Raw genomic sequence first — 23,290 nt, 5'->3', positions numbered from 1 at the left:
TTAAGACGCAGCTACTTCGCCGTCTCCACGCCAGCGTCCTTGATCACCTTCGCCCATTTCTGCGTCTCGTCCGCGATGAATGTGCGAAAATGCTCCGGCTCATCGCCGACCAGCGTCGCGCCCTGGGCAGCGAGCTTTTCCTTCACCGCCGGATCCGCCATCGCCTTCGTGGCCAGATCATGTAGCGCGGTGACGATCTCCTTCGGCGTGCCCTTCGGCGCGACCATGCCGTACCAGTTCTCGATGCGCAGATCCGCAAAGCCCGCTTCTGTGGTGGTCGGCACGTCAGGCGCCGTCGGCGAACGCTCGGCGGAGCCGACCGCGATCGGTCGCAGGGCGCCCGCCTTGACCTGCGGCAGCAGCACGGGGAGGTCCAGGAACGTCATCTGCACCTGCTGGCCCAGCAGATCGTTCACGGCGGGCGCCGCGCCGCGATAGGGCACGTGCACGATGTCGATCTTGGCCGTCAGCTTGAACAATTCACCGGCGAGATGCGGCAGGCTGCCGGGTCCGGAGGAGGCGAAGTTGAGTTTTCCCGGCTGCGCCTTGGCGAGCGCGATCAATTCCGCGATGTCCTTTGCGGGGACGTTGGTGGCGACCACCAACATTTCCGGCACGGTTGCGACCAACGTCACGGGCGTGAGGTCGTTGAGCGTATCGTAGGCGACCCTTTCCATGCTCGGGCTGATCGCCAGCGCGCCGGCGCTGGAGATCGCGATGGTGTAGCCGTCAGGTGCAGCCTTGGAGACGGCATCGGTGCCGAGCACGCCACCCTGGCCGCCGCGATTGTCGATCAGCACCGGCTGCCCTGACAGTTCCGACATGCGCTGGCCGATCACCCGCGCGATGATATCGTTGGGGCCGCCGGCCGGAAACGGCACGATCAGCTTGATCGGCTTGGCCGGGAAATTCTGGGCGGAGGCGAGCGTCGGAAAAAGAAGCAAGGCCGCGAGAAGGAGCGTACGTCGGTTGGTCATGCAGGCTCCTAGATCGCCTAGCCGTTGAGCAGTTTCAGTGCTTCTTCGTGAACCCTGGCGTCGCCGGCCGCGACGATGCGGCCGCCGCCCTGGGCCGGCTTGCCTTCCCAGGTGGTGACGACGCCGCCGGCACCGGTCACGATCGGGATCAGGGCTGCGATGTCGTAAGGCTTCAGCTCGGTCTCGACCACGAGATCGACGTGACCTGCCGCCAGCATGCAATAGGAGTAGCAGTCGCCGCCATAGCGCGACAGCCGCGCGCCCGTTTCGATGCGGCCGAAGATGGCGCGGTCGCGCTCGCTCATCAGCAGCGGGCTGGTGGTGTAGGTCGTCGCCTCCGACAGCAAGGCGCAGCGCCGGACCTGGAGCCGGCGCTCGCCGGACGGGCCTTTATAATGAGCCGAGCCGCTGTCGCCGGAAAAGCGTTCGCCGATGAAGGGCTGGTGCATCATGCCGTAGACCGGCGTGCCCTTGTGCAGGAGCGCGATCAGCGTGCCCCAGATCGGAAAGCCGCCGATGAAGGATTTGGTGCCGTCGATGGGGTCGAGCACCCAGACATAATCCGAATCCTCGCGCTCGTTGCCGAATTCCTCGCCGACGATGCCGTGCTGGGGAAAGTTGGCCTTGATCAGACGCCGCATCACCGCCTCCGCGGCGCGATCGGCCTCGGTCACGGGGTCGAAATCCTTGGTCTTGCTCTTGTCCTCGATCGACAGCGAGGTGCGGAAGAACGGTAGGATGGTTTCGCCGGAGGCGGTGGCGAGCCGTCCGATGAAGGCGGAGAAATCGATCACCGTCACGGCGTATCCTCAAAAAGCGAAAGTCGGGTGAAGCTCACTCCTGCCTAGCTCAAATCGGAAGAATCGTGCAGCGCTGTCTTGCTTTGCACCCTGGTATTTTGGATGCCGAATGCGTCCCCCCTTCAAAGAACTAGGCCGGCCAAAAATCGATCATTGAGTTGAAACCTTAGTTCCGGATCTGCCTCGTTCGTATGCAAATGACTATCAACCCATTGAATTTCCTTATGAAAGGAACTGAATCTGGGTTTCTCTAGAAGCAACCGAGCTATGTCCTCATTGCATGGGAAACCGCTCGAAAGCCCTTGCACTTTGTGCGGCGCGGCCGCATATTGTTGCGGTGCGGTAGCGCTTCTCGCGTTACTGCTGCCCTCCTTGGGCGTTTCCTCCCTAGACTTGGGCCGCTTCTTCATTAGAAGCGGCCCTTTTTTCTTTCAGCCTCTGCTTTCTCTCGGCATCGGCTTTCATTTCGATGCTCGCCGCGAAACGCATTCGCGCTGATCGCACCCAACACAATTGTTCGAAGAAAACGTCGCGCCTATTCAGCCGCGGCCTGGAACGGGCCGAGATCGCCGAACGGGACCGTGGTCGCCAGCACGTCTGCGAGCACGCCGAAGTCCGACGCCACTTGTGCAAAGCGCGGACTGCGCTCGCGCCGCCGCTCGTCCATGTAGATTGCGCGGTTGAGCTCGAGCTGCACGGCATGCAGGCCACTGGCCGGGTTACCGTAATGCTCGGTGATGAAGCCGCCGGCGTAGGGCTTGTTGCGGCCGATCGAATAGCCGAGGCCGGCCATGGTCTCCTCGACCCGGTCGGGCAATAGCGGCGTGCAGCTCGTGCCGTAGCGGTCGCCGATGACGATGTCGGGCCGGCGCGGCTCGTCGCGGGAGACGCCGACCGAGGGCATCGAATGGCAGTCGACCAGCACGACGGTGCCGAACATCTGGTGCACCTTGTTGATCAGCCGGCGCAGCGCGCGATGATAGGGCTTGTACAGCGTCTCGATCCGCCCCAGTGCGTCGTCGACCAGGATGCGCTCGCGATAGATCTCCTGGCCGTCGCCGACCACGCGCGGAATGGTGCCAAGTCCGCCGGCGACCCGCATTGAGCGGGTGTTGGCAAAGCTCGGCAGGCGCCCGGTGAACATCCGGGGATCGAGCTCGTAGGGCTCGCGATTGACGTCGACATAGGAGCGGGGAAAGTTGACCCGCACGGTCGGAAAGCCGCGCTCGCTGAGATGGCCGATCAACTCGTCCATGAAGGAATCTTCGGAACGCCGCAGCGTCGGCAGGTCGATCCTGGAGGCGCTGAGGAATTCGTCCGGATAGGTCGAGCCGGAATGGGGCGAGTTGAAGATAACCGGCGCGCGCCATTGCGCGGGCTCAACGATCTCGAAGGCTGGCGACTTGTCGCCGTCAAACCGGGTCATCTTCTCAGGCTTCGTCCCTTGGTGTCAGGCTTCGCCCTTGGCAATCAGGCTCCGCCTCTCGGTATCAGGCTTCGCCCTTGGCGCATTGATTCGGCCGATCGGGCGGCTCTTATGTGTCGTCATTGTCCGGAATCGCAACCATCCTGCCAAGCGAAAAGATGAGATCTGCGCTGGAACATGTCTTAACCCTGCGGGCAGCGAGGTGGGGACCGGCAGGTACGGCTCGATTGCTTCGTGCCGTATTCCGGTTCACAAGAGTCCGGCAGCGCGAGCTGCGGAGGGTAAAGATTTTCACCCCAAATTTACCCTCCGTCGGGCTTAGTGACCTCCGCTGATATCCTCTGGGGATTCGACATTTCCGCCATGCCAAAGATCCTGCTCGCCGAAGACGACAACGACATGCGCCGTTTCCTGGTCAAGGCGCTGGAAAACGCCGGTTTTCAGGTCTCGTCCCACGATAACGGCATGGCCGCCTATCAGCGGCTGCGGGAAGAGCCGTTCGAGATGCTGCTCACCGACATCGTGATGCCGGAGATGGACGGCATCGAGCTCGCCCGCCGGGCCTCGGAACTCGACCCCGACATCAAGATCATGTTCATCACGGGCTTCGCCGCGGTCGCCCTGAACTCCGATTCGGATGCGCCCAAGAACGCCAAGGTGCTGTCCAAGCCCGTGCATTTGAGAGAATTGGTCAGCGAAGTGAACAAGATGCTGGCGGCCTAAATCGGGCCCCTTCCGTCCTTGCACCGGCTCCCGTGAGCCGTTATAGGGACCCGACCCGATCTAGACGACATCTAGGGCGCGTAGCTCAGCGGGAGAGCACTACCTTGACATGGTAGGGGTCACAGGTTCGATCCCTGTCGCGCCCACCATCCTTCGCTCGCGATAGCCGAGTGAAGGATGCCGCGCCGAAGCCCAAAGGGCGCAGGCGAGCTGCCGCCGCGAGCTTCGGCTCGGCAAGCCACCAATCTCATTTCGGCGAAGCGTGTCCGGTGTAGCTCGAAGAGCGTAGACGGACTGGAGCGGCAGCCTCCTTCGCCGACACACCGCCGCTAAATCCCCTATTTCAGTTCCGTGTTTGCGACCGGAAGGATGGAGGCGACGTGCCAGCCGTCCGCATCCTGAACGTAGGTCTGGCTGATCAGAAACGTATTTTGTTGTGGCGGCTTGCCCGGAAGGCCGCGCGTAAAGACGATCGGCACGAGGATCTGCATGATCTCGTTCGAGATCACGGCGACGCGGAATTTCGACATGTCGGGTTCGAGGTGCCAGGTGCCCTCGTAATAGGTCTTGAACCGCGCGGCGACCTCATCGCGACCGCGCGTCTCGATGTTTCTGGCAAACAACAGCGTTCCGGGTGAATTCAGGAGCATGGCCTTCATGGCGTCCGCATCATGCGCATTCTGCGCCGCGATGAATTTCTCGAAGATGGTTCGTGCTTCGGCATCATTTGCGGCAGCCTGCGCGCCTCCGGCCGGCCAGAACGTTGCGGCGAGAAACAGCGCTGCGGCAAACGCCGCAACTTGAGGGCGCCGTGAAAACACTCGTGGCGTGAAATTGCCTGAAGGCATTTTGGGTCGGATCATGGTCACCTCTGGTCATTTGCCGGCGGAATTTGAATGGTGAGCGTCATACCATTGTGGCCAGGTCGATGTTTTCAGGATTGCACGATCGGCGATGACCCCGCATCACGGAAACGTAGACTTCCGGATGCCACGGGACCAGGCAAGCAAACCCTCGCCGCGAGCAGCGAGTTGAGTTATCGTCTTGTGGTGTGAAGTAACCCGGATGAAGGTTGCCCATGAGCGTGTCCGTCATCGAGCAGGCAAAGATCCAGGCGCAGGTGCTGGTGCCCCTGGTTAAGGCGTTGCAGGCCGAACTCGGCGAGGCGCGCGCCAATGCATTGGTGCGCAAGGCGCTTGGCGACCTTTATCGCGGCTTCGGCGAGGAATTCTGGAAGGCAAAGAACAGCACTAACAACGAAGCTGATCTCGGCAAGGCCGTCGCGTCGGCGTTCAAGACCTATGCCCGAGACGACGCGCTCGCCTATGACATCATCGAGCAGACCCAGGACGCCTTTGCGTTCGACGTGACGCGATGCGCCTATGCCGAGTTCTACAAGGCGCTGGGCGAGCCGGAGCTCGGTTTCCTGCTGGTCTGCACCGCCGACTTCGCGACCGCGGATGGATTTGGCGCCGACGTCAGGCTCACGCGCACGCAAACCATCATGCAAGGCGCGTCCCATTGCGATTTCCGCTACTGGCGCGACGAGCGCGGATCAAAATGAAGGGAACGCGGGTGATGCGGGCGAGTTATGCTGCCCTGATGGTGCTGGCGCTGATGTCGTCGCGCGCCGCTGCTGCGGTCATCGACTGGCAGGCCGAACTGCAGCGCTGCCGCGCATTGCGCGAAAGCGTGGCGCCGCTGCTTCAGGCCGGCGAGGGCATCTCGGCCGTCGGCCGCTCCAACAGATCCATCCGCCGCTGCATCTGGATCCAGCGCATCGCGGTGCGCAGGAAGATTCCCGGCGCGGAGGTTTGGTAGGGTAGCTGGTCAGGCAGCGCTGCTGCCTCACACTCCGTCATTGCGAGCGCAACGAAGCAATCCAGACTGTTTCCGCGGAGGGATTCTGGATTGCTTGGCCGCGCTCGCAATGACGATGTGGAAGCAGCAACGTGTTCAGCTCATCGCCTTCACGATGGAGATTCCGATACCGAGCTCCTCGTGGAACTTACGCACCAGCGCGGCCTGCCAGCTCTCGCCGAACTCGATCCTCGCCGCCGATCGCGACGACGCGGATGTGCGAATGAAGGCGCCATGTGGTCATGGGGGATCGTTATCGTGCACCACCTCGGTGCAATGCGCAGCTTGATCCGCGACTCCCCGCCTGCCATTGTCCGCCCACCACGCCAGCGAGAAATGAAGGCAGGTTATCGATATGAGCAGCGTGAACAAACCAGGTGGCAACTACTTGCCGGTGATCATCCATGGTGGAATTGCGTATGTCAGTGGTCAGCTGCCGCGTCGCGGCGAAGCCCTGCTGTGCTCCGGTAAAGTCGGCGCAGGTGTCGATGTCGCCGCCGCACAGGGGGCGGCGGCCCTCTGCGCAGATCTCTGCATTTCGGCCATCAATCACGCAACAGGTGGAGAGGACAAGATCGTCCAGGTCTTGCAGCTCGTTGGATACATCGCCTCGGCCCCTGGATTCACTCAGCAATCGCAAGTCATGAACGGCGCTTCCGACCGGTTGATCGAGCGCCTAGGCGATCTCGGTCGTCACACGCGTACATCTGTCGGCGTCGCCGAGTTGCCGCGGGGTGCACCGGTCGAGCTGAGTATGATTGCCGCTGTTCAGTCGTAGAAAGGCATGCCGTTCGCTGATCGTCAGCTTCGACGTTCGCACTTCGATACGTCGCGACGACACGCGGTCTATTCGACCAGATACTTCTTCACCGCAGCCTCGTCCCACGCGATCCCGTTGCCGGGCTCCTCGTTCGGCAGGGCAAAGCCGTCCTTGATGATCAGCCGCGTTGAAAGCACTGCGTCGGCCCAGTCGACATATTCGAGCCAATGCGCGGTCGGCGTCACGCACAAAAGATGCGCGCTGACTTCCGAGAACAGATGCGTCGACATCTCGATCCCGGCGGCATGCGCCAGCGCGGCGGCGCGCAGCCAGCCGGTGACGCCGCCGATGCGCTGCACGTCGGGCATCACGTAGTCGCAGGCTTCGGCTGAGAGCGCGGTCTGCATCGCGAAGGCGCTGTCGAAATTCTCGCCGATCTGGACCGGCGTGCGCAGCGCATCCGCGATGCGGGCGTTACCCTCATAATCGTCGTGACGGATCGGCTCCTCGATCCAGGTCAGGCCCTCATCGTCGAGCATCTCGCCACGGCGGATCGCCTCGGTGGCCGTCAGCGCCTGGTTATAGTCGCACATCAAGGTCACGTCGTCGCCGACGGCCTTGCGCACCGCGCGCACCACCTTCAGGTCTTCCCGTGCATCGGGACGGCCGACGCGGATCTTTGCGGCTTGAAAGCCCTCGGCCAGCAGCTTGTGGGCTTCCTCCACCGCGGCACCCGCCGGCATGATGCCGAGCCCCTTCGAATTGTAGGCCCTGACCGGTCTTGGCGCGCCGCCGAGCAGCCGCGCTAGCGGCAGGCCGCGTGCGCGCGCCAGTGCGTCCCATGCCGCCATGTCGATGCCGGATTGTGCCAGCCGCTGCAGGCCGGCGAGCCCCAGCAGGGTGAAGCGCTGGGTCAGCTTGCGCTCGATCTCGAACGGTAGCAGCTCGTCGCCCGCAAGCAGCTCCGACATTTCCGCGACCATCGCCGTCAACGGCTTCAAGGCCGATGGCGTGATCGAGAACAGATAGGCGTGCCCCTGGACGCCCTGGTCGGTCTCGCAGTCGATCAGCACCAGCGGTGCCTTTGCGACAGCCCCGGTCGAGGTCTGGAGCGGGAGGTTCATCGGCACGATGACGGAGCGCGCATTGAAGCGCTTGATGCGGATGGTCTCGGCCATTTGGTGGATCTCCTGGCGGAGTGAATGCAGATAAATGCCGATCTTAAACATTCGCCATGAAACGAAAAGCCGCTTGGCGCGACCACCATAAAATGGGGTTGCGCGGGAGCGCGTTTATTGGCTCTGTTCCGCAAATCGCCCCGAGTTCGAGACAGGAACGCAATCACGGAGCCAAAGAGTGAAGCAAGAGATCTCCGAAGAAAAGCGCAAGAGCGGCATCCTGACCGGTGCCGCGATCGCCTTCCTGCTGCTCGCCTTGCCGCTCGCGGTGTGGCTGGACCTGACCGAACTCAGCAAGACCGCGCTGCGCCGGCAGGCGATCGACCTGAATTCGGTGATCACGAGCGTGCGCAGCTACTACGCGACCAACGTGGTCGGGCGCATCATCGCCAATCCGAACGGTACGACCAGGTGATTCACAACTACGAATCCATCCCCGGCGCGATCCCGATCCCGGCGACATTGTCGCTGGAGCTAGGGCGGGTGATCGGGGCGCAGCAGGAAAACATCACCTACCGTTTCGTCTCGGACTTCCCGTTCCAGAACCGCGCCCCGCACCAGCTCGACAAGTTCGAGAAGGACGCGCTCGAATCGCTTCGCAACGATCCCGAGCGCAGAAGATCGTCGACACCGAGACCTCGCTGTTCAACGACAAGGTCCGGCTGATTGCTCCGGTGACGATGGGCCCGGCCTGCGTCAGCTGCCACAACAGCCACCCCGAGAGCCCGAAGAAGGACTGGAAGGTTGGTGACGTCAGAGGCATCCAGGAGGTGATCATCGCCCAGCCGATCGCCGCCAACATCTTCTCGTTCAAGTTCCTGCTGGCCTATTTCCTGATCGCCGCCGGCAGCGGCCTGTCGTTTCTCTCGCTGCAGCGCCGCCAGGCGAGCCGTATCAAGGGCATGAACAAGGAGCTCGAATCCGCCAACGACTTCCTGGCTTCGCTGTCGATGAAGATCTCGCGCTACATCCCGCCGCAGGTCTACAAGAGCATCTTCTCCGGCCAGAAGGACGTCACCATCCACACCGAGCGCAAGAAGCTCACCATCTTCTTCTCCGACATCCAGAATTTCACCGCGACGGCGGAGCGGCTCCAGCCGGAGTTGCTGACCCAGCTCCTCAACGAATATTTCACCGAGATGTCGGCGGTCGCCCACGAATTTGGCGGCACCATCGACAAGTTCATCGGCGATGCCATGCTGATCTTCTTCGGCGACCCCGAGACCAAAGGCGACCGCGCCGACGCGCAGGCCTGCCTTCAGATGGCCTGGCGCATGCAGCACCGGCTCACCGAGCTCAATGCGAAATGGCGCGCCTCCGGCATCGAGCTGCCGTTCAAGGCCCGCATGGGCATCAATTCCGGCTATTGCAATGTCGGCAATTTCGGCAGCAGCGATCGCATGGACTACACCATCATCGGTGCGGAGGCGAACCTCGCCGCGCGCCTGCAATCGATCGCCGAGCCCGGCGGCATCGTGTTGAGCTACGAGACCTTCGCGCTGGTCAGCGACATCGTCCGCGCCCACGCGCCGCCCGCGATCACGATGAAGGGCATCAGCCGCGAAATCATTCCCTATTCGGTCGACGCGCTGAACGACGCGGCCGCCGAAAGGAGCGGGATCATCACCGAGCGAGCGCCGGGGCTGGAGCTCTATCTCGACCCCGCCGTGGTCAAATCCGGCGACGCGGCGCGGGTGCGCTCGCTGCTGGAGAATGCGCTGGCCTCGCTGAACCCGGCGTGAGGAGCACGCGCGTTGCCGTCTCCCATCGAGAGAGTGTGCCGTGTGGCACCCCCTCCCTAGCCCTCCCCCACAAGGAGGGAGGGGAACACATCTTTAACGTGGCGACGTTGTCCAACTTCGCGGAAAGTCGATCATGGTGCGACGCTGCTCCGTTCTCCGCTCGGCTCCCTCCCCCCTTGTGGGAGAGGGCGGGGGAGAGGGGTAGCCCAGCAATAGGTGGGCCCGAGTCAACTCACCGCGCCGCGCCTTCCGTGAAGGCGGTTTCGATCACGTCGCCGAAGGGTTGCCAGGAGCGGCCGTCGAACTGGACCAGCCGCATCTGCCGGATCGGCAGGTAGCTGTTCGGCGAGGTGTTCATCCTGATGTTGGGCAGGGCGACCGAAGGCTGATAATTCCTCAGCGAAGCCGCCTGACGCATGATGTTCTCGCGCGAGAGGTCGTCGCCGCATTGCTTCAGCACCTGCGTCAGCGCCTCTGCCGCGGCGTAGCCATAGAGCGCGGCGCTGCTGTTGGTGCTTTCGTCGTGATGGTATTTGTCCATGAAAGTGAACCAGTCCTTCATGGCGGGATCGTCTTTCCAGGCGGGATCGCTCGGATCCTTGAGGAAAGCCGCCGAGATCACGCCAGAGGAATTCTCCAGGCCTGCGGGCGCCATCGCATTGGCGATCGAGGCGGAGGCGTCGTTGACGATGAAGACCGGGCGCCATTTCATTGCCGCCGCCAGCTTGATCACCTTGGACGCCGTCGACGGTACACCGAGAAAGACGAAGATATCGGCGCCGGCGCGCTTGAGGATCGAGACGTGTCCGTCGAGATGCTCATCGGCAATGTCGAAGGCGATGTCGACGAGGACGAGACGGTTCAGATCGCCAAGACCTTCCTCCAGGCCCTTGAGAAGCGCACGCCCGAACTGGTCGTTCTGCCAGAGCACCACGATCTTCTTCCTGGGATAGTAGGCCTGGAGATAGTTGGCGTAGATGCGCCCCTCCGACCGGAACGACGGCTGCCAGCCCATGGTCCAGGGAAACGCCTTGGCCTGGCTCAGCTCCTCGTCGCCGGAGGCGACGAACAGCTGTGGGATCTTCTTCGCGTTCAGATACCAGCGCGTGGCGAGATTACCGGGCGTGCCGAACGATCCGAACATCAAATGCACGTCGTCCGTCTCGACCAGATTGCGCGTCAGCTCCAGCGCGGTCGTCGGATCGGAATTGTCATCGCGCGTGACGAAGCGGATCTTGCGGCCGTTGATGCCGCCGCGCGCGTTGACCATGTCGAAATAGGCCGCTTCCGCCTGGCCGATGGCGCCGAATTCGGACAGCGGTCCCGAATACGGCATGACATTGCCGATACGGATTTCGTTGTCGGCGGTGGGTTGATCGGCGCGCTCCTGCGACATCGCCCCGAGCGATGCCAGGGCAACCATCAACACGAACAGCATCCTGCCGGAGACGCGCATGCCCGATACCTTGACGTTGGCCCCTCATCGAGGTCGGCTCAATCCGCACCAAGGCTGCTTGATTTAGGTCAAGCGTTTGTCAAAGCTGTGGCGCGGTGCGCAGCTGGAGGGCCGGACGAAACGGCAGGCGTGCTGACGCGCCGACTGGGGCGCGCCGCTAGGGCAGCCCGCGGACTTTGAACTCCATCTCGACCCGGCGGTCGTGAAATCGGGCGATATAGCGCGGGTGCGCTCGCTGTTCCGCACTCGTCCGATGAAAAATGAATCGATCTGTGAAAGATCATGTTTGGGATAGCGGGCCGTAATTTGGATGGTGGTCAATATTGACCGGTGGCGGCAGAGCTCTCGGTTCCATGATGGTCCATCACCGCCCGCATCGGCGCCCATCGGTGACTGAGAGTATCGCGCTCCCGCCGGATTCAGGCGAGTCTCATGGCCATTCAGCGACCACCTTGTCCTACATGCCGGATAACAACGACGCTGGCGCGCATCACGCCAAGCTCCGCCGGTTCTGAGATTTGGACCTTCGAATGTCCCGCTTGCGATTTCGTCGACCAGATCGCGGTCGTGCTGGTCGACCCAATGAGATCGTCTGATACCTTGGCTTGGTTTCAGGGCGAATTGCGGGCGCCTACATAGGGCGCGCGCTACCTGGAACGGTCGAGCGCCGAAAGGCCTGGACGTAGGCATTGGTCGAGAAGAACCGGTTGCAGCGCTCGGCTTGGCAACGACGGTGACGTTCAGCGAGCTTGGTGCTGCGCTTCATCAGCAGAGGTAGTCACCCGAAAATCCGCATCATTAATGCTTTGCCGATCGGGGCGGCGTGGATGCCGGTGAATGCGCTGACGTAGTCACCGGAATAGAAAGCGCGAATGAGAGCGATGCGGGTGTTGAGGGTTTCATCAAACCGGATTGCAAAGCCATTCCCCGTGCGTCGCACGACCAGGGCCGCGACGTTTCTCTCCTGGAGGGTGCAGCGAACTGCGGTCCCGACAGGTGGTGGATTGTCGCTCACGAAGCGAGCGCCCGTGATCGACATGTCTGCCAAACGGTAGATGCACTGCCGGGAACCGATATTGAAAAGGACAGGCTCATCTCGCTCGAACCGCTCGGCCTTCCGTCGCCGCGGCTGCTCGATGGACACCAGGCAGACGATCAACAGAATGATGGCGTTGTACAAACTCCAGGCGAGCGCCAGACCGCCATAGGCGATCATGTCACCTTGCACATGAAGCACGAAGGCATAGACGATACCCGCGAGCGTAATCGCCAATGCGGTGCCGTATACCCTGAGCAGTGGCCATTCGACGAAGCGTTGGTCGCGATCCCCGCCCTTCGCCGTGACCTTGAATGTGTGTCCCTGCGTCTGGAGCAGTCCCGCCGCCACGGCCTTGAGAACCGCCGGCAGTGCAATGTATTGAGCGACATCCGACATCACCGCCATGGAGCGTCCGCGGGAAATCCAGGCCATGGTGAGCGAATACCAGACATAAAAAGGCAGGAAATATCCGAGGAGTTCGAAAAGATCGGCCTGGACCGCTTTGATGCCGAAGAGAAGATAAAGGCTTGGAACGACGAGACCGAAGACCTTGACGACATAGGTCGAGGTCCAACTCATGAATGCTTCGATGAGAGAAAGCCTGTCGACAACGTCCAGTTGCGATCTTCGGGAAAAGGGACCACTGCGCCCCCGAAAGATTTGCATGAAGCCAAGACACCATCGGCTGCGCTGAGTGATGTACTCCTTGAGTCCCTCCGGGGCCAGCCCCAAGGTCAGACGCTCGTTCAGGTACACCGTGCGTGATCCAATTTCCGTCAGCCGCAGCGTCAGCAAGTAGTCCTCCGTCACGGAATCGGTCGGAAAGCCGCCGATCTTCACGAGGGACGAGAATCGGATGACCGACGACGTGCCGCAACAAAACGCCACGCCCCAAGCGTCCTTCGATGGCATCAGGATATCGAAGAAAAAGCGCTGCTCGTCCGGCCAGACCTTGGTCGCGGCCAAATTGGTTTGGATCGGATCCGCATTGATGAAATGCTGAGGTGTCTGTACCACGCCTACGCCCTGGTCGCGGAACAGGCACGTCGCGCGGCTGAGAAATTCGGGCATAGGCACGAAATCGGCGTCGAGAATCGAAATGAAATCTGGGGGATCGGCGAGCTCCGCCACATGCCACAGGGCGTGATTGATGTTGCCGGCCTTGGCGTCCTTGTTGTCCGGGCGCGCCAGATACCCGCAGCCGAGCTGGCCGGCAAGCTTTTCGAGCCAGTCACGCCGTCCGTCGTCCAGAACCCAGACGCGGTAGTTGGGATAGTTCATTCCCGTGGCGCCGATGATTGTGCGCTCCAGAATCGACGTTTCCTCGTTGTAGGTGCAAATGAATACGTCGATCAGCGGAGCTTGCCGTCCGGCAAGCCACCGCCTGTTGACTTCGACTTGCGGCGTTCGATTGGTCGAGCGACTGAGAAACACCAGTGTCAGTGCACCCGCCGCAAGCGATACAGCCTCGACGAAGAGGAACACGGATCCCACGGCGAAGTCGGCGGTCCAGCCGACGGGCGGCACCGTGGCTGTCATGCGCCATCCAAAATAGCGGATCATGAGCAGCAATGCGATTGAGATCATCAGCGAGCGCGCCGTGGAGTTCTCGTGCCGCAACCAGGGAAGGACGGCAACGCAGAACCCGAGCGCAATAAGGCCCGGTGTCAGCGCGGCGATCATGGCTTTCTCGCAGTGTCTGGCGAGAAGATGACGCGTCCGGTTCGCCCGACTGGACAATCGTTGGAGCCATCGTTGAGGTCGGGGACCGAAATCGTCGCACGATACGGTTCCTTGCTCAGCGCATCGGGATTAATGGCGAGGTTCGCTGCGACCCCTGCGGAGCCGGTGAGATTGACGACGGTGCCAGTCAATTCGGGGCCGCCGGCGCTCGGCCGGAAATGTGCGAGAGATCCCAGTTGCAGCCCGTTATACACGCTCTCAGTGACGTTCGCCGTCACTACGGCGCCGGAACAATCGAGTAGACGAATGAGCGGTTGTCCGGCCCGGACGTCCTCTCCAGGTGCCGTCATGACCTCCCATATTCGGCCGGCGACGGGGAACTTGATGTCCGCCTCGGAGCGGCCGATGTAACGAGATCGCTCTGATTCTATCTCGCCGACGAGCCACGAGATTTGCGCATCGGCGTGCGCTACGTCCGCGGTGAGGCCTTCAGCCCGCTGCCGCATTTCCTCCTCACGCTGCACCGAGCTCGGACGATCGTTGTAGCTGTCGCCGAGGAAAGTGCCCTCGCGCGCGGCGGTGAGCTCGACCTGGGTTGCATCCAGACGGCGTCGCGCGCCGATTTCGGTCTGCTGAGCAATGGTTTGATCCCGCGTCAGGCGCCCAAGCTCGACAGACGAAACGCTGCCCGATTTGATGAGCGATGATGCTCGTTCCACCGCGGCTGCCGCCTCTTCACGACGCGCTGCGGCCGCTTCGATTGATGTTTGGATTTCTGCGATGCGCGCCTCGAGCTGACGAATGCGCCCCGCTGTGAACAGGGCCGCCTGACGCGCCAGATCCTTCTGCCCCGCCTGGGCTGAAGCTATCTTCGAAACGAGGCTCGGCCTTTCGTTGTCGAGGCGAGACATCTGACTGCGCAGGTCATCGAGCCGCACGCGGTCGCCGCGCGGATTGACGACACGGAGGATGAAAGTGCCCTCACCGACGGTGCCTAAATCGCCTGACAGACTGGCCCCGGCTGAAATCTTCCCGTCAATCGGCGACCGCAACGTCACGAGCCTCGAATTGACGACGGCTTCGACGCTTGATGTCTGGAAAAGCGCTCTGAGCGGCAGCCAGCCGAATACTGCGACGATGGCGATGCCCGCCGCGGCCTTCACAAATCGGAGAAGCGTCCGGCTCGGCTTGGATTGCGCTACATCCGCGGCGGCATCGCCGCCGGTTGCGGGGGCATCGGCATTGCCGGGACTGAGACGCGCATCCAACGCGCGTTGCAAACCGTGCGCGTCATGGTTTCCGTCCACCGCGAGAGGTTTTGCGATATCTGGACCGCCGCCGTCTTCGAATGTCGAATCGAAACGCGTTTTTTTTGCATCATACACCTGAGAGTCAACGCGCAACCTCCGCGCGAGATACGGCCGGCCGAATCCAAATGCGATGTTGGTGTTGCAAAGGCTAACTGAAACATGAGAATTGTCTGCGATAGCGGATCGCCAAGAGTCGCATTGGGCCGATAGAGGCACGGGTCCGTGCTACCGTTCAGCCGATGTGTTGACGAGGTGCAGCTTGGTCGCGGGCGAAGCCCGCGGCATTGCTTTCTCAAACTCCGCGAGAATGCTGGCGCCGAGCTCTGAGGCGGGGATCGGCCCGCCGAAGAAGAAGCCCTGGACCTGATCACCGTTGGCCGCGTCGAGGAAAGCTGCCTGGTTGGCGGTCTCGACGCCTTCGACCGTCACCCGCATGCGCAGTTCCCGTCCGAGCGCGATGATCGCTTTTACTACTGTCCCGACCTGACAATGAGGGCCGTCGAGGCTCTGCATGAAGGCTCGATCGATCTTGATCTTGTCGAACGGAAAGCGCCACAGATAGCTGAGGCTCGAATAGCCAGCCCCGAAATCGTCCATCACGATGGCAACACCCATCGTCTTGAGCGTCCGGAGCTGAGCCATGATCGTTTCGGTGTTGCCGAGCAGCAGGCTTTCGGTGATCTCCAGTTCGAGCCGGTGCGCCGCGAGTCCGGCGTCTTTTAGTGCGGCGGCGACGATGTCACCGATGTTGCCCGCCACGAACTGCACGGGTGACAGGTTCACTGCAACGGTCAGGTGCGCCGGCCAGGTCGCGGCCGTGCGGCATGCCTCCCGCAACACCCACGCCCCGATCTTGTCGATAAGCCGCAAGTCCTCGGCGACCGGAATGAAGGTCAATGGCGGAATGAGGGTTCCGTCCGCCGCGGGCATTCGGATCAGCGCTTCGAAGCCGGCAAGGCGGCGCTGGGATATTTCGAAGAGCGGCTGGTAATGCAATTCGAAGCGATCGTTCAGTACCGCGTCGCGAATCGCCCTCTCGAGCTCGATGCGCGCTTGTAGCTCAGTGTCCATTTCAGGCAGGAAAAACCGGATGCAGTTGCGGCCGGCTGCCTTGGCCGCGTAGAGCGCGAGGTCGGCACTCTTGAGCAACCGCTCGGCGGTGGTGTCTTCCCCCGTCGCCAGCGCCACGCCGATGCTAGCGGTGGTGAGGATCTCGTGCTGCTTGAATTTCACGGTCGCATTTACCGCGGCGGCGAGATGGCTCGCAAACGAATCGGCCTGAGCTTTGCCGGCGATCCCGCTCTGCACGACCACGAATTCGTCGCCGCCGAGCCGCGCCACCACGTCGTCGATCCTGGCCGCGGCGCGAAGACGCTTGGCGATGGACTTGAGCAGAAAATCGCCACCGTCGTGACCAAGCGAATCGTTGACCTCCTTGAAACGGTCGATGTCGATGAAGTGTACGGCAAGGCTGCCGCCCCGCATCGGCAGGCGAGCGATGGCGCTCTCCAGTTTTTCGATCAGCTGCGGGCGATTGGTCAGCCCGGTCAACGCGTCATGATGGGCGAGAAACCGGATGCGCCGGTCAGCGTGCTTCACCTTTGTTTCCCGATACCAGGCAATTGCGGGAATGGAGAAGGCGAGACCTGACAGCAGGCAAAGGAACACGGCCGCGGTCAGGAACGTATTGTGGACATTCTTGCGTTGCTCGGTTTCATCCACGTAGGCCGCAACGACAGCGGTGAGGCGACCGTCGGTCTGGACCGGGACATAGGCGCGGGCGAAGAATGCCGGCCGGTCGGGCGAATTTCCCTCCCTGACGTCGACGATCGGGAGACCGTCAACCGCTGATCGCGCCGCATCGGGGCTATATTCAGACAAGTCGACGAGCGCGATCTTTTCGCGGGTCGAAACGAACTGGGAGTAGCCATTACGGTTGAATATTTCGTAGTGAAAGACCTCGCCGGAATTTCGCGCCGACAGGAAGAACGCCATGCTCGCGGCGGAAGGCTGCTCGCCGCCGGCGATCTGCTCGAGATCGGTGACACTGGCCGCCAGGAACCTCGCCCAGCTACGAGCGGTCGACGTCGCATCTTGACGGAGAAGATGATCGGTCGTGATCTTCAGGGTCGTCCCGGCGCCCAGCAACAGAATGGCAAGCGCGGCGACGATGGTGACGATGTTTCGCTGAGGCCAGATACTGGCGAGTGACGGCATCAGTGCTACCGGGTCGATCGCATTTTCGTGAGCTCGGCCCGAACCGTTTTTAGCAGTTCGGCATTGCGCTCACTTTTCGAAGCCCAATCGTCGGCAACGGCCGCGAACACGGCATTGGCCGCATCGAGGTCCGACGGCGTGGGTATGGTCACCTGGCGTTTGGGATCGGACTTCAGCTCCCCCATAATGCTGTTTTCAACGGCTTCGTAGGTATCCATGAAACGTCCGGCAGACCACGCACCGCTGTATTTGAGGATGGTCGCCTGTGCAGGTTTCGGCAGCCGGTTGAATATTTTCCGGTTCATCAAAACCATCAGCGGTGCGCCGCTGATGCCAAGAAGGTAATGATAGGTCGCAACGCGTTTGATGCCGTAATCGACCAATGGAGATGGTGGTACCAGGGCGCCATCGATGCTGCCGCTGCCGATGGCTTCGGAGATCTTGGTGACCGGCAGAAATACGGGCCGCGCTCCGAGCTTTTCGAGCGCTGCGGCTTCGCCCGGATTGTTGACGCGAATTCTCTTGTCCTTCAGATCATTCAGCGACGTGATCGGAATGTTGCTGTGGATCGTCTCGGGCTCGGTGACATAGGCGCCGATCACCACGTAGTCGTCGTATCCTTGCAGCGCGCCGGCGGCCATAAGCCGCTTGAACACCGCAACGGACTCCCGCATGTTCGTAAACAGGCCGGGCATCTCGATGATTGCATTGTCTGCGAACCGGTTGCGAGTCAGTCCCGTCACGACGTAGGCGATGTCGGCCGTACCATCGAGCACGAGCTGGGGTTGCTCAGCCGGATCCTTTCCAAGCACGCCGCTGAAATAGGTCTCGATTTCGATCTGGCCTCTTGCCTCGGCGTTGACCGCGTCGACGAATGGCTTGACCGCAGCGAGATAACTCGTCGAGCGGTCGGAACTGGGGAAGGCCAATTTGAGCTTGACCGGTTCGGCGGCGGAGGCCGAAATCAACGCAAAAGAGATCACCGCGCATCGTGCAAGCAAACTAAGCATCGGTTTTCCGATCGTGGCGGCGGCGCGTCGAAACGCCGATTTGCTCGGTCCCTAACGAACCCCCATAGATAGAAATGCTTCAGAGAACTCTCCTAGATAGCACGCGGCGATCCGGGCGGCGACCAGATCGCGAATCGTAGTTTGAAGCGTGCTAACGCCGGCGAGACAATTGTCTGAGAGCGCGCGGCCGCGAGAGGGCAACCCAGCTAAAGGTGGACGTTATCAGCGCGCTGCCGGCAACACGCCGCTACGGCAGACCGCGCGCCTCGAGCTGATGCACCAGCAGCAGTGTCGGCTCGGCGAGGCTGTCGCCGGAGCCGTCGAGGCCGAAGGCGCTCGCGATGCCGTCGCGGCTGCGCAGCAGCGCGCTACGCGGACAATGGCCGGCGCCGCAGAGCGTCTTCTTCAGGGTTTCGCCCTGCGCCGTGATGCCGGCGGAATCATCCGCGGCCCAGGCCAGCACGATCGGGACGTCCACATTGAGGATGCCGGGGAAGACCGAGCGCTTGTTGTACTGGCTGGCGTCCCTGCCGAGATAGGCCTTCTCGCTGTCGCTGGCGTCCTTGCCGGCGCGGTAGATCCCGGACACCAGCACGACCGCCGCGACATCGGCGCGGTCGGTCTGGAGTTCGGGATGGGCCAGCAGGGTGGCGACGTGGAAGGCGCCGGCGCCGTAGCCGACTGCGACGATCTCGCGGGCATCGCCGTTGAATAGGTCGATATTGCCGTAGACCCAGGACAGCGCCGCCGCCACGTCGCTCGCACCCGCCGGCCACGTCGCCGAGGGCGCCAGCCGGTAGTTGACGCGCACGCCGATCATGTCGTTGCGCGCGGCAAAGCACATGGCCTGGTCCTGGATCTGGCGCGACAGCTCCGGCGCGGCGCGGTCGCCAGTGAAGGTGTCGCCGGTCACGAACAGCAGCACCGGCCGCGGCGTATCCGCCTTGGTCGTGGCGGTGGCGACATCGAGCACATTGGCTTCGCTCTCGCCGTAGCGCAGGCCGCGCGAGAAGGTGACCTGCTCGCATAGCCGCGCGGTGCCGCCTGCGGTGGTGTCGCTATCTGTGAGGCCGACCTGGACAAGATCGGACGGCGCAGCCGGCCGCGGCGGCAAGGGGCCGTGCGCGGAGGCTGCCGTCAGGCCCAGAATCAGAAAAAATGCGAGAAAATTCTTCATGTCGGTGGTGGCCCTGCGTGCCCGATATGGGCTCGCGCGTTTGGCCCGTCTTTTCAATTCGCCTTATTAGTTAGTTGGTCATGAGGCGATTTCGCGGCACCCATGGTTCTCTCGGCTCGTCCTCCACGCGTGGTTCAATTCCCCGGCTGGAACGTGCAATCCGCCCCGCTGCCGTCCTTCCGGCGGATGGCATTGGGGTCGATCGTGCAGCTCAGCTTGGTCAGGCTCTCGAAATTCGATCCTGCGGCGCCGTCGGCCGGAATGCCGGCCAGAGCTTCGGTGGCGAAGATCTCGTTGGCCGTGGAGCCATTCACCGTCCGGGTCTTCTTGCCGAAGGTGACCTCGCAGTTCCGGACGGTGATGTCGACATTGCCGGCGCGACAGACGATTCGATCGGCGGTCACCATGATCGGCTTCTTGTAGGGAATGTCGCTGTTGGCGGCGAACAGCATCGCCATTGCCTTCTTCTCGGCGCCAGACAGGACCGACGACAGCGGCGCGATCACCCCCGCGAGCGCCAGCGCCGTCGCGCCCGAGACTTTTGCGGGCGTCGCGTCGGAGGCTCCCGCGACGCCGGAGGCGGCTGCGAGGACGAGGGTGCAGGCGAAGATCAATCGACCGGCTTTCATCTTCCCTCCCTGGACCTGCAATCGCGGCTTCCCTCCGAGAAGCGCGCGGAACCAGATTAGCATGTAAATCCGAATTGGAAGGCAAGTTCGCCTCGCCTCGCGCCTTCGCGCGCTACGGCTGTTTTGCTCCGAGGTGTCAAACGGTTACGCCGCGGGGCCGAGCCCCGCGCCCAGACGGCCGTTCTACTGTGCATGGGGTTGTTTCGTGTTTTTTTGTTTGGCCGACCTGTCAGGCCTGCTTCATCGTCCGGAAGGTGATGGAATAGCGGCGCGCCTCGACCGGCGGGATGCTGTGCTCCCATTGCGACCGCGCCTCGCCGTCCATCATGTAAAGCGAGCGCGGCCGGGCTTCGAGCGTGTGGCGCTCCCATTTGTCGCCGCTACGGCGGCGGAAACGGAATTTGCAGGACGAGCCCAGCGACATGCCGAGGATTTTGTCGAAATGCGGCTTGTCGCGATGCCAGCCGATGCCGACGCCGGCCTCGTATTCGGTGCAGAGCACCTGCCGCACGCTGCCGCCAGCAAGCCCAGCCCATGCCTCGACCTGCCGCGCGACGGGCAGGACCCAGTCCGGGATCGGCTCGGCCTCGGCCAGCCGCTGCAGCGAATAGTCATAGCGATAGCCGAAGGACGCCACCCGGCGGTTGCCCTCGAAGGCGCCGAACTGGAAGCGCTGGAGCGGCAATGCTGCGATGCGGCCGATGAGCGCCTGCTCGACGGCGGTCTCGACGAAGTCATCGGCATAGCGAAGGCCGGCGGGCCCTGCGTGCGGATCGTCGAACAAGCCAAGCTGCGTCATTCCTCGCATTTCCGTGATGGAACCTAATGGTGGCTGATGCGACTTACATATGACGCGGAAAGTAACATGCGAGGCTGTCATGGCAGAGAAGCATACCGCCGATCCGGCAGAGATCATGCGGGCGACCGGTCATCCTGAGCTGGAATACGCAGCCGGCTGGACCATCGCCGGTCTGGTCACCATCGGCACCATCGTCGCCGCCTGGGTGTTCGCGATCTAGCCTATTGGAAACTGCAGCTCGAACGCCGCGCCCTGATCGGTCGGCGTGAGCCTGATCGAGCCGCCATGGCTCGCCATCACCGCGCGCGCGATCGCCAGCCCCATCCCGGTGCCGCCCTGGTCGCGGCGCGTGGTGAAGAACGCGTCGAAGATCCTGTCGCGGTTCGGCGTCGAGATCGGCTCGCCGTCATTGCTTACCGTCACACGCAGGGTCGTACGCTCGTCGATCGCTTTCAGCCTGATTGTCCCAGCCTTGTGTCGCATCGCATTATCGGCGAGATGCGACAGCACGATGAGCGCCTTCTCGGCCGACATGCCGATCATCAGGTCGAGGCTGCCGCTGGCCTCTATCGAGCTCGCCGGAAATCGGCTCCTGAGGTCGGCAATCACCGGCGCCAATTCCGTGCGCTCGTTTTGCGGCAGGCTTTCGGCACGCGCGAGTTCACGCAGCCGCTGCGCCATCGCTTCCAGCCGCTTTGTGTCGGACAGGATGTTGGCGATGAACGTCTCCTGCTCGGCCGGCGTCAGGCTGCCCGCTTTGCCCTGAACCGAATCCTGCAACAGCTCGGCGGCGCCCTTGATCGAGGTCAGCGGCGATTTCAATTCGTGGGTGAGATGGGCCGAGAACGTCGCGATATAGTCCGAGCGCCGCGCCAGCTGTTCGGCCATACCGAGGAAGCTGTGCGAGAGCCGCGCGAACTCGCGCGTACCGTAGTGCCGGAGCGGCCTGAACGCCTCACGGTCGCCGCGGCCTATTCTGGTGGCGCGATCGATCAGTTCGCGCATCGGCAGCGTGATGGTGCGCGAGAATACGAGGCCAATGGCGATCGTGCCGAGAACCACGGCGAGCCCCGCCAGCACGAACTTGGCCCGCTCTTGATAGAGATGGTCGAAGATGTTGCTCGGCGTCCGCGTCGTGTAGATCACCCCCGCGACGCGGTTGTTGACGATGACAGGCATTGCCGAAAACACGTGGACGCCGAGGCCGCGGCTGAAGGAATAGATCGACGGCGGCGGCTTGTCGGGCACGCGGTTGCGCAAGGTGGCGCGGTATTGCCCATGCAGCGCGTCCGCGACCTCCTCGATATGGGCGAGCGACTGCCCGACCTCCTGCCGCCCGGCGATCACCACGCCTTGGGGATCGAGGATGCGAAAGCCTGCCAGCGTCACCTTCTGGGTCTCGCGGATGATCGGCGTCAGCTTTGCGCCGATCTCGACATAGACGGGCTGCGGCGGCTGTGGAGCGGCTTGCGCGTCGGGTCGCCGCCGCCGCAGGTCGTTGGCGGTGAGGTCAAGCGCGGGACGGATCGGGGTGACCTGGTCGCCTGGATCAGGCAGCACATTCGGCGGCACCTCGCCGCCGAGCGTCAGGCCGCTGTCGAGGCGCGCCGTGACCTCCTGCGCGTAGATCGTCGCGAGCACGCGGCTCTGCGCGATCAGCTCGGCCTGGGTCTGGCGGATCAGCTGGTTGTCGTAGAGACGGAAGAAGAACAGGCCGACCAGCGGCAGCACGCCGACGGTCGCCAGCACCGTGAAGATCACCAGGGTGAGCGACGGCCGCCATTTGTCTGGCGCCGCGCTCATGCGTCCTTCTCGCAGCGGCCGAGCTTGAATCCGACGCCGTGGATGGTCTCGATGACGTTGTCGCAGGCCAGCGCCGCGAGCTTGGCGCGGATGTTGCGAATGTGGCTGTCGATGGTGCGGTCGGAGACCTGGATGTTGAGCTGGTAGGCGGCCCGCATCAGCTGCTCGCGATTGAAGACCGAGGTCGGCCGGGTCAGGAACGCGCGCAAGATGCCGAACTCGGTCGCGGTCAGCTTCAGCGGCGTGCCGGCGAAGTACGCGACATGCTGCTTGGGATCGATCAACAGGCCGCCTTGCGCGAGTGCCGATGGCCCCGCCTTGGCCTCGCCATTGCGCGGGCCGAGACGGCGCAGGATGACGTTGACCCGCGCCACCAGCTCGCGCGGGCTGAACGGCTTCGTCACGTAGTCGTCGCCGCCGATCTCGAGGCCAAGGATGCGGTCGATCTCCTCGTCGCGCGCCGACAGGAACAGGATCGGCACGTCGGAGCCTTTGCGCACCTCGCGGCAGACGTCGAGGCCGTCGAATTCGGGCATGCCGATGTCGAGCACGATGAGATCGGGCTTGTCGGCGGCAAAGCGGCTCAGCGCCTCCTTGCCGTCGCGCGCCTCGATTACGTCCATGCCGGCTTTGTTCAAGGCGACGCGGATGACCTCGCGGATATGGCCTTCGTCGTCGACGATGAGAATGCGATGCGCCAA

The 23,290-nt window shown here is 62.7% G+C and carries 20 protein-coding genes, 1 tRNA gene and 1 pseudogene; 7 read left to right on the top strand and 15 right to left on the bottom strand.

Going from position 1 to position 23,290, the window contains the following annotated elements; translation table 11 throughout:
• Window positions 1-11: 11 nt before the first annotated feature.
• The 3 genes from AC0L3B_RS06360 to AC0L3B_RS06350 form a co-directional block, all read right to left on the bottom strand.
• Window positions 12-977 carry a Bug family tripartite tricarboxylate transporter substrate binding protein gene (locus tag AC0L3B_RS06360; RefSeq protein ID WP_377788179.1) on the bottom strand — a complete coding sequence of 322 codons (966 nt, stop codon included), beginning with the start codon at window positions 975-977 and terminating at the stop codon, window positions 12-14.
• 17 nt (window positions 978-994) lie between these two features.
• Complete coding sequence (hisN, locus tag AC0L3B_RS06355) at window positions 995-1,777, bottom strand: histidinol-phosphatase (protein ID WP_018453346.1); 783 nt, start codon at window positions 1,775-1,777, stop codon at window positions 995-997.
• 535 nt (window positions 1,778-2,312) lie between these two features.
• Window positions 2,313-3,203, bottom strand: coding sequence for an N-formylglutamate amidohydrolase (locus tag AC0L3B_RS06350; RefSeq protein ID WP_018453348.1), 891 nt, complete (start codon window positions 3,201-3,203; stop codon window positions 2,313-2,315).
• 363 nt (window positions 3,204-3,566) lie between these two features.
• Between AC0L3B_RS06350 and cpdR the strand changes: the two genes are divergently transcribed.
• Window positions 3,567-3,926 (top strand): cell cycle two-component system response regulator CpdR, encoded by a 360-nt coding sequence (gene cpdR, locus AC0L3B_RS06345; RefSeq protein ID WP_007597092.1) that lies wholly within the window; start codon window positions 3,567-3,569, stop codon window positions 3,924-3,926.
• Between the two features lie 74 nt (window positions 3,927-4,000).
• Window positions 4,001-4,075, top strand: a tRNA-Val gene (locus AC0L3B_RS06340).
• 189 nt (window positions 4,076-4,264) lie between these two features.
• Here AC0L3B_RS06340 and AC0L3B_RS06335 read toward each other — a convergent pair.
• Window positions 4,265-4,789, bottom strand: coding sequence for a Cif family virulence factor (locus tag AC0L3B_RS06335; protein WP_473380180.1), 525 nt, complete (start codon window positions 4,787-4,789; stop codon window positions 4,265-4,267).
• Between the two features lie 215 nt (window positions 4,790-5,004).
• On the opposite strand from AC0L3B_RS06335, the gene AC0L3B_RS06330 reads away from it, so the two are divergent.
• From AC0L3B_RS06330 to AC0L3B_RS06320, 3 genes are all read left to right on the top strand, one after another.
• Complete coding sequence (locus tag AC0L3B_RS06330) at window positions 5,005-5,490, top strand: L-2-amino-thiazoline-4-carboxylic acid hydrolase (protein ID WP_018453351.1); 486 nt, start codon at window positions 5,005-5,007, stop codon at window positions 5,488-5,490.
• Window positions 5,487-5,747 carry a hypothetical protein gene (locus AC0L3B_RS06325; protein WP_473380179.1) on the top strand — a complete coding sequence of 87 codons (261 nt, stop codon included), beginning with the start codon at window positions 5,487-5,489 and terminating at the stop codon, window positions 5,745-5,747. Before AC0L3B_RS06330 ends, AC0L3B_RS06325 begins: the two co-directional genes overlap by 4 nt.
• 394 nt (window positions 5,748-6,141) lie before the next feature.
• Window positions 6,142-6,564: a RidA family protein gene (locus tag AC0L3B_RS06320; RefSeq protein ID WP_473380178.1), complete on the top strand. Its 423-nt coding sequence runs from the start codon at window positions 6,142-6,144 to the stop codon at window positions 6,562-6,564.
• A 68-nt stretch (window positions 6,565-6,632) separates the two neighbouring features.
• On the opposite strand, the gene AC0L3B_RS06315 is transcribed toward AC0L3B_RS06320, so the two are convergent.
• A complete protein-coding gene (locus AC0L3B_RS06315) occupies window positions 6,633-7,724 on the bottom strand; it encodes an enolase C-terminal domain-like protein (protein WP_026232518.1) in 1,092 nt (363 codons plus the stop codon).
• 178 nt (window positions 7,725-7,902) lie between these two features.
• Here AC0L3B_RS06315 and AC0L3B_RS06310 point away from each other — a divergent pair.
• A pseudogene (locus AC0L3B_RS06310) lies at window positions 7,903-9,466 on the top strand (adenylate/guanylate cyclase domain-containing protein).
• 232 nt (window positions 9,467-9,698) lie between these two features.
• Here AC0L3B_RS06310 and AC0L3B_RS06305 read toward each other — a convergent pair.
• The 8 genes from AC0L3B_RS06305 to AC0L3B_RS06270 all read right to left on the bottom strand — a co-directional run bounded on the left by AC0L3B_RS06305 (window position 9,699) and on the right by AC0L3B_RS06270 (window position 20,786).
• Window positions 9,699-10,922 carry an ABC transporter substrate-binding protein gene (locus AC0L3B_RS06305; RefSeq protein ID WP_473380177.1) on the bottom strand — a complete coding sequence of 408 codons (1,224 nt, stop codon included), beginning with the start codon at window positions 10,920-10,922 and terminating at the stop codon, window positions 9,699-9,701.
• Window positions 10,923-11,700: 778 nt separating this feature from the next.
• Window positions 11,701-13,644: a glycosyltransferase gene (locus AC0L3B_RS06300; protein WP_473380176.1), complete on the bottom strand. Its 1,944-nt coding sequence runs from the start codon at window positions 13,642-13,644 to the stop codon at window positions 11,701-11,703.
• Window positions 13,641-15,029, bottom strand: coding sequence for an HlyD family secretion protein (locus AC0L3B_RS06295; RefSeq protein WP_473380175.1), 1,389 nt, complete (start codon window positions 15,027-15,029; stop codon window positions 13,641-13,643). The genes AC0L3B_RS06300 and AC0L3B_RS06295 overlap by 4 nt, the downstream gene beginning before the upstream one ends.
• 150 nt (window positions 15,030-15,179) lie before the next feature.
• A complete protein-coding gene (locus AC0L3B_RS06290; RefSeq protein ID WP_473380174.1) occupies window positions 15,180-17,171 on the bottom strand; it encodes a putative bifunctional diguanylate cyclase/phosphodiesterase in 1,992 nt (663 codons plus the stop codon).
• Between the two features lie 5 nt (window positions 17,172-17,176).
• The gene (gene dctP, locus AC0L3B_RS06285) at window positions 17,177-18,139 is read right to left on the bottom strand and encodes a TRAP transporter substrate-binding protein DctP (RefSeq protein ID WP_473380173.1); all 963 of its coding nucleotides are present in this window, start codon (window positions 18,137-18,139) and stop codon (window positions 17,177-17,179) included.
• A gap of 289 nt (window positions 18,140-18,428) precedes the next feature.
• Window positions 18,429-19,358, bottom strand: coding sequence for an alpha/beta hydrolase (locus AC0L3B_RS06280; protein ID WP_018453363.1), 930 nt, complete (start codon window positions 19,356-19,358; stop codon window positions 18,429-18,431).
• A 134-nt stretch (window positions 19,359-19,492) separates the two neighbouring features.
• Window positions 19,493-19,987 (bottom strand): hypothetical protein, encoded by a 495-nt coding sequence (locus AC0L3B_RS06275; RefSeq protein WP_018453364.1) that lies wholly within the window; start codon window positions 19,985-19,987, stop codon window positions 19,493-19,495.
• A gap of 229 nt (window positions 19,988-20,216) precedes the next feature.
• The gene (locus tag AC0L3B_RS06270; RefSeq protein WP_018453365.1) at window positions 20,217-20,786 is read right to left on the bottom strand and encodes an alpha-ketoglutarate-dependent dioxygenase AlkB; all 570 of its coding nucleotides are present in this window, start codon (window positions 20,784-20,786) and stop codon (window positions 20,217-20,219) included.
• Between the two features lie 79 nt (window positions 20,787-20,865).
• Between AC0L3B_RS06270 and AC0L3B_RS06265 the strand changes: the two genes are divergently transcribed.
• The gene (locus AC0L3B_RS06265; RefSeq protein ID WP_007597071.1) at window positions 20,866-21,006 is read left to right on the top strand and encodes a hypothetical protein; all 141 of its coding nucleotides are present in this window, start codon (window positions 20,866-20,868) and stop codon (window positions 21,004-21,006) included.
• Here the strand turns inward: AC0L3B_RS06265 and AC0L3B_RS06260 are convergent.
• Together AC0L3B_RS06260 and AC0L3B_RS06255 are read right to left on the bottom strand one after the other, a co-directional pair.
• Window positions 21,003-22,589 carry an ATP-binding protein gene (locus tag AC0L3B_RS06260; protein WP_473380172.1) on the bottom strand — a complete coding sequence of 529 codons (1,587 nt, stop codon included), beginning with the start codon at window positions 22,587-22,589 and terminating at the stop codon, window positions 21,003-21,005. The two genes, AC0L3B_RS06265 and AC0L3B_RS06260, sit on opposite strands and share 4 nt — an antisense overlap.
• Window positions 22,586-23,290 (bottom strand): response regulator transcription factor, encoded by a 705-nt coding sequence (locus AC0L3B_RS06255; protein WP_473380171.1) that lies wholly within the window; start codon window positions 23,288-23,290, stop codon window positions 22,586-22,588. The genes AC0L3B_RS06260 and AC0L3B_RS06255 overlap by 4 nt, the downstream gene beginning before the upstream one ends.

It is taken from the genome of Bradyrhizobium sp. Kon56, from assembly GCF_055807635.1.
The sequence above is the reverse complement of the archived record's forward strand: the minus strand, read 5'-3'. Positions and strand labels throughout refer to the sequence as shown.

What these genes read in the sequence shown, in the direction of transcription:
- AC0L3B_RS06315 (WP_026232518.1), bottom strand. Translation starts at nt 7,724, where the DNA reads ATGGCCGAGACCATCCGCATCAAGCGCTTCAATGCGCGCTCCGTCATC.
- AC0L3B_RS06300 (WP_473380176.1), bottom strand. Translation starts at nt 13,644, where the DNA reads ATGATCGCCGCGCTGACACCGGGCCTTATTGCGCTCGGGTTCTGCGTT.
- AC0L3B_RS06320 (WP_473380178.1), top strand. Translation starts at nt 6,142, where the DNA reads ATGAGCAGCGTGAACAAACCAGGTGGCAACTACTTGCCGGTGATCATC.
- AC0L3B_RS06335 (WP_473380180.1), bottom strand. Translation starts at nt 4,789, where the DNA reads ATGATCCGACCCAAAATGCCTTCAGGCAATTTCACGCCACGAGTGTTT.
- AC0L3B_RS06330 (WP_018453351.1), top strand. Translation starts at nt 5,005, where the DNA reads ATGAGCGTGTCCGTCATCGAGCAGGCAAAGATCCAGGCGCAGGTGCTG.
- AC0L3B_RS06305 (WP_473380177.1), bottom strand. Translation starts at nt 10,922, where the DNA reads ATGCGCGTCTCCGGCAGGATGCTGTTCGTGTTGATGGTTGCCCTGGCA.
- AC0L3B_RS06265 (WP_007597071.1), top strand. Translation starts at nt 20,866, where the DNA reads ATGGCAGAGAAGCATACCGCCGATCCGGCAGAGATCATGCGGGCGACC.
- AC0L3B_RS06260 (WP_473380172.1), bottom strand. Translation starts at nt 22,589, where the DNA reads ATGAGCGCGGCGCCAGACAAATGGCGGCCGTCGCTCACCCTGGTGATC.
- cpdR (WP_007597092.1), top strand. Translation starts at nt 3,567, where the DNA reads ATGCCAAAGATCCTGCTCGCCGAAGACGACAACGACATGCGCCGTTTC.
- AC0L3B_RS06290 (WP_473380174.1), bottom strand. Translation starts at nt 17,171, where the DNA reads ATGCCGTCACTCGCCAGTATCTGGCCTCAGCGAAACATCGTCACCATC.
- AC0L3B_RS06360 (WP_377788179.1), bottom strand. Translation starts at nt 977, where the DNA reads ATGACCAACCGACGTACGCTCCTTCTCGCGGCCTTGCTTCTTTTTCCG.
- AC0L3B_RS06275 (WP_018453364.1), bottom strand. Translation starts at nt 19,987, where the DNA reads ATGAAAGCCGGTCGATTGATCTTCGCCTGCACCCTCGTCCTCGCAGCC.
- AC0L3B_RS06270 (WP_018453365.1), bottom strand. Translation starts at nt 20,786, where the DNA reads ATGACGCAGCTTGGCTTGTTCGACGATCCGCACGCAGGGCCCGCCGGC.
- AC0L3B_RS06350 (WP_018453348.1), bottom strand. Translation starts at nt 3,203, where the DNA reads ATGACCCGGTTTGACGGCGACAAGTCGCCAGCCTTCGAGATCGTTGAG.
- AC0L3B_RS06280 (WP_018453363.1), bottom strand. Translation starts at nt 19,358, where the DNA reads ATGAAGAATTTTCTCGCATTTTTTCTGATTCTGGGCCTGACGGCAGCC.
- AC0L3B_RS06325 (WP_473380179.1), top strand. Translation starts at nt 5,487, where the DNA reads ATGAAGGGAACGCGGGTGATGCGGGCGAGTTATGCTGCCCTGATGGTG.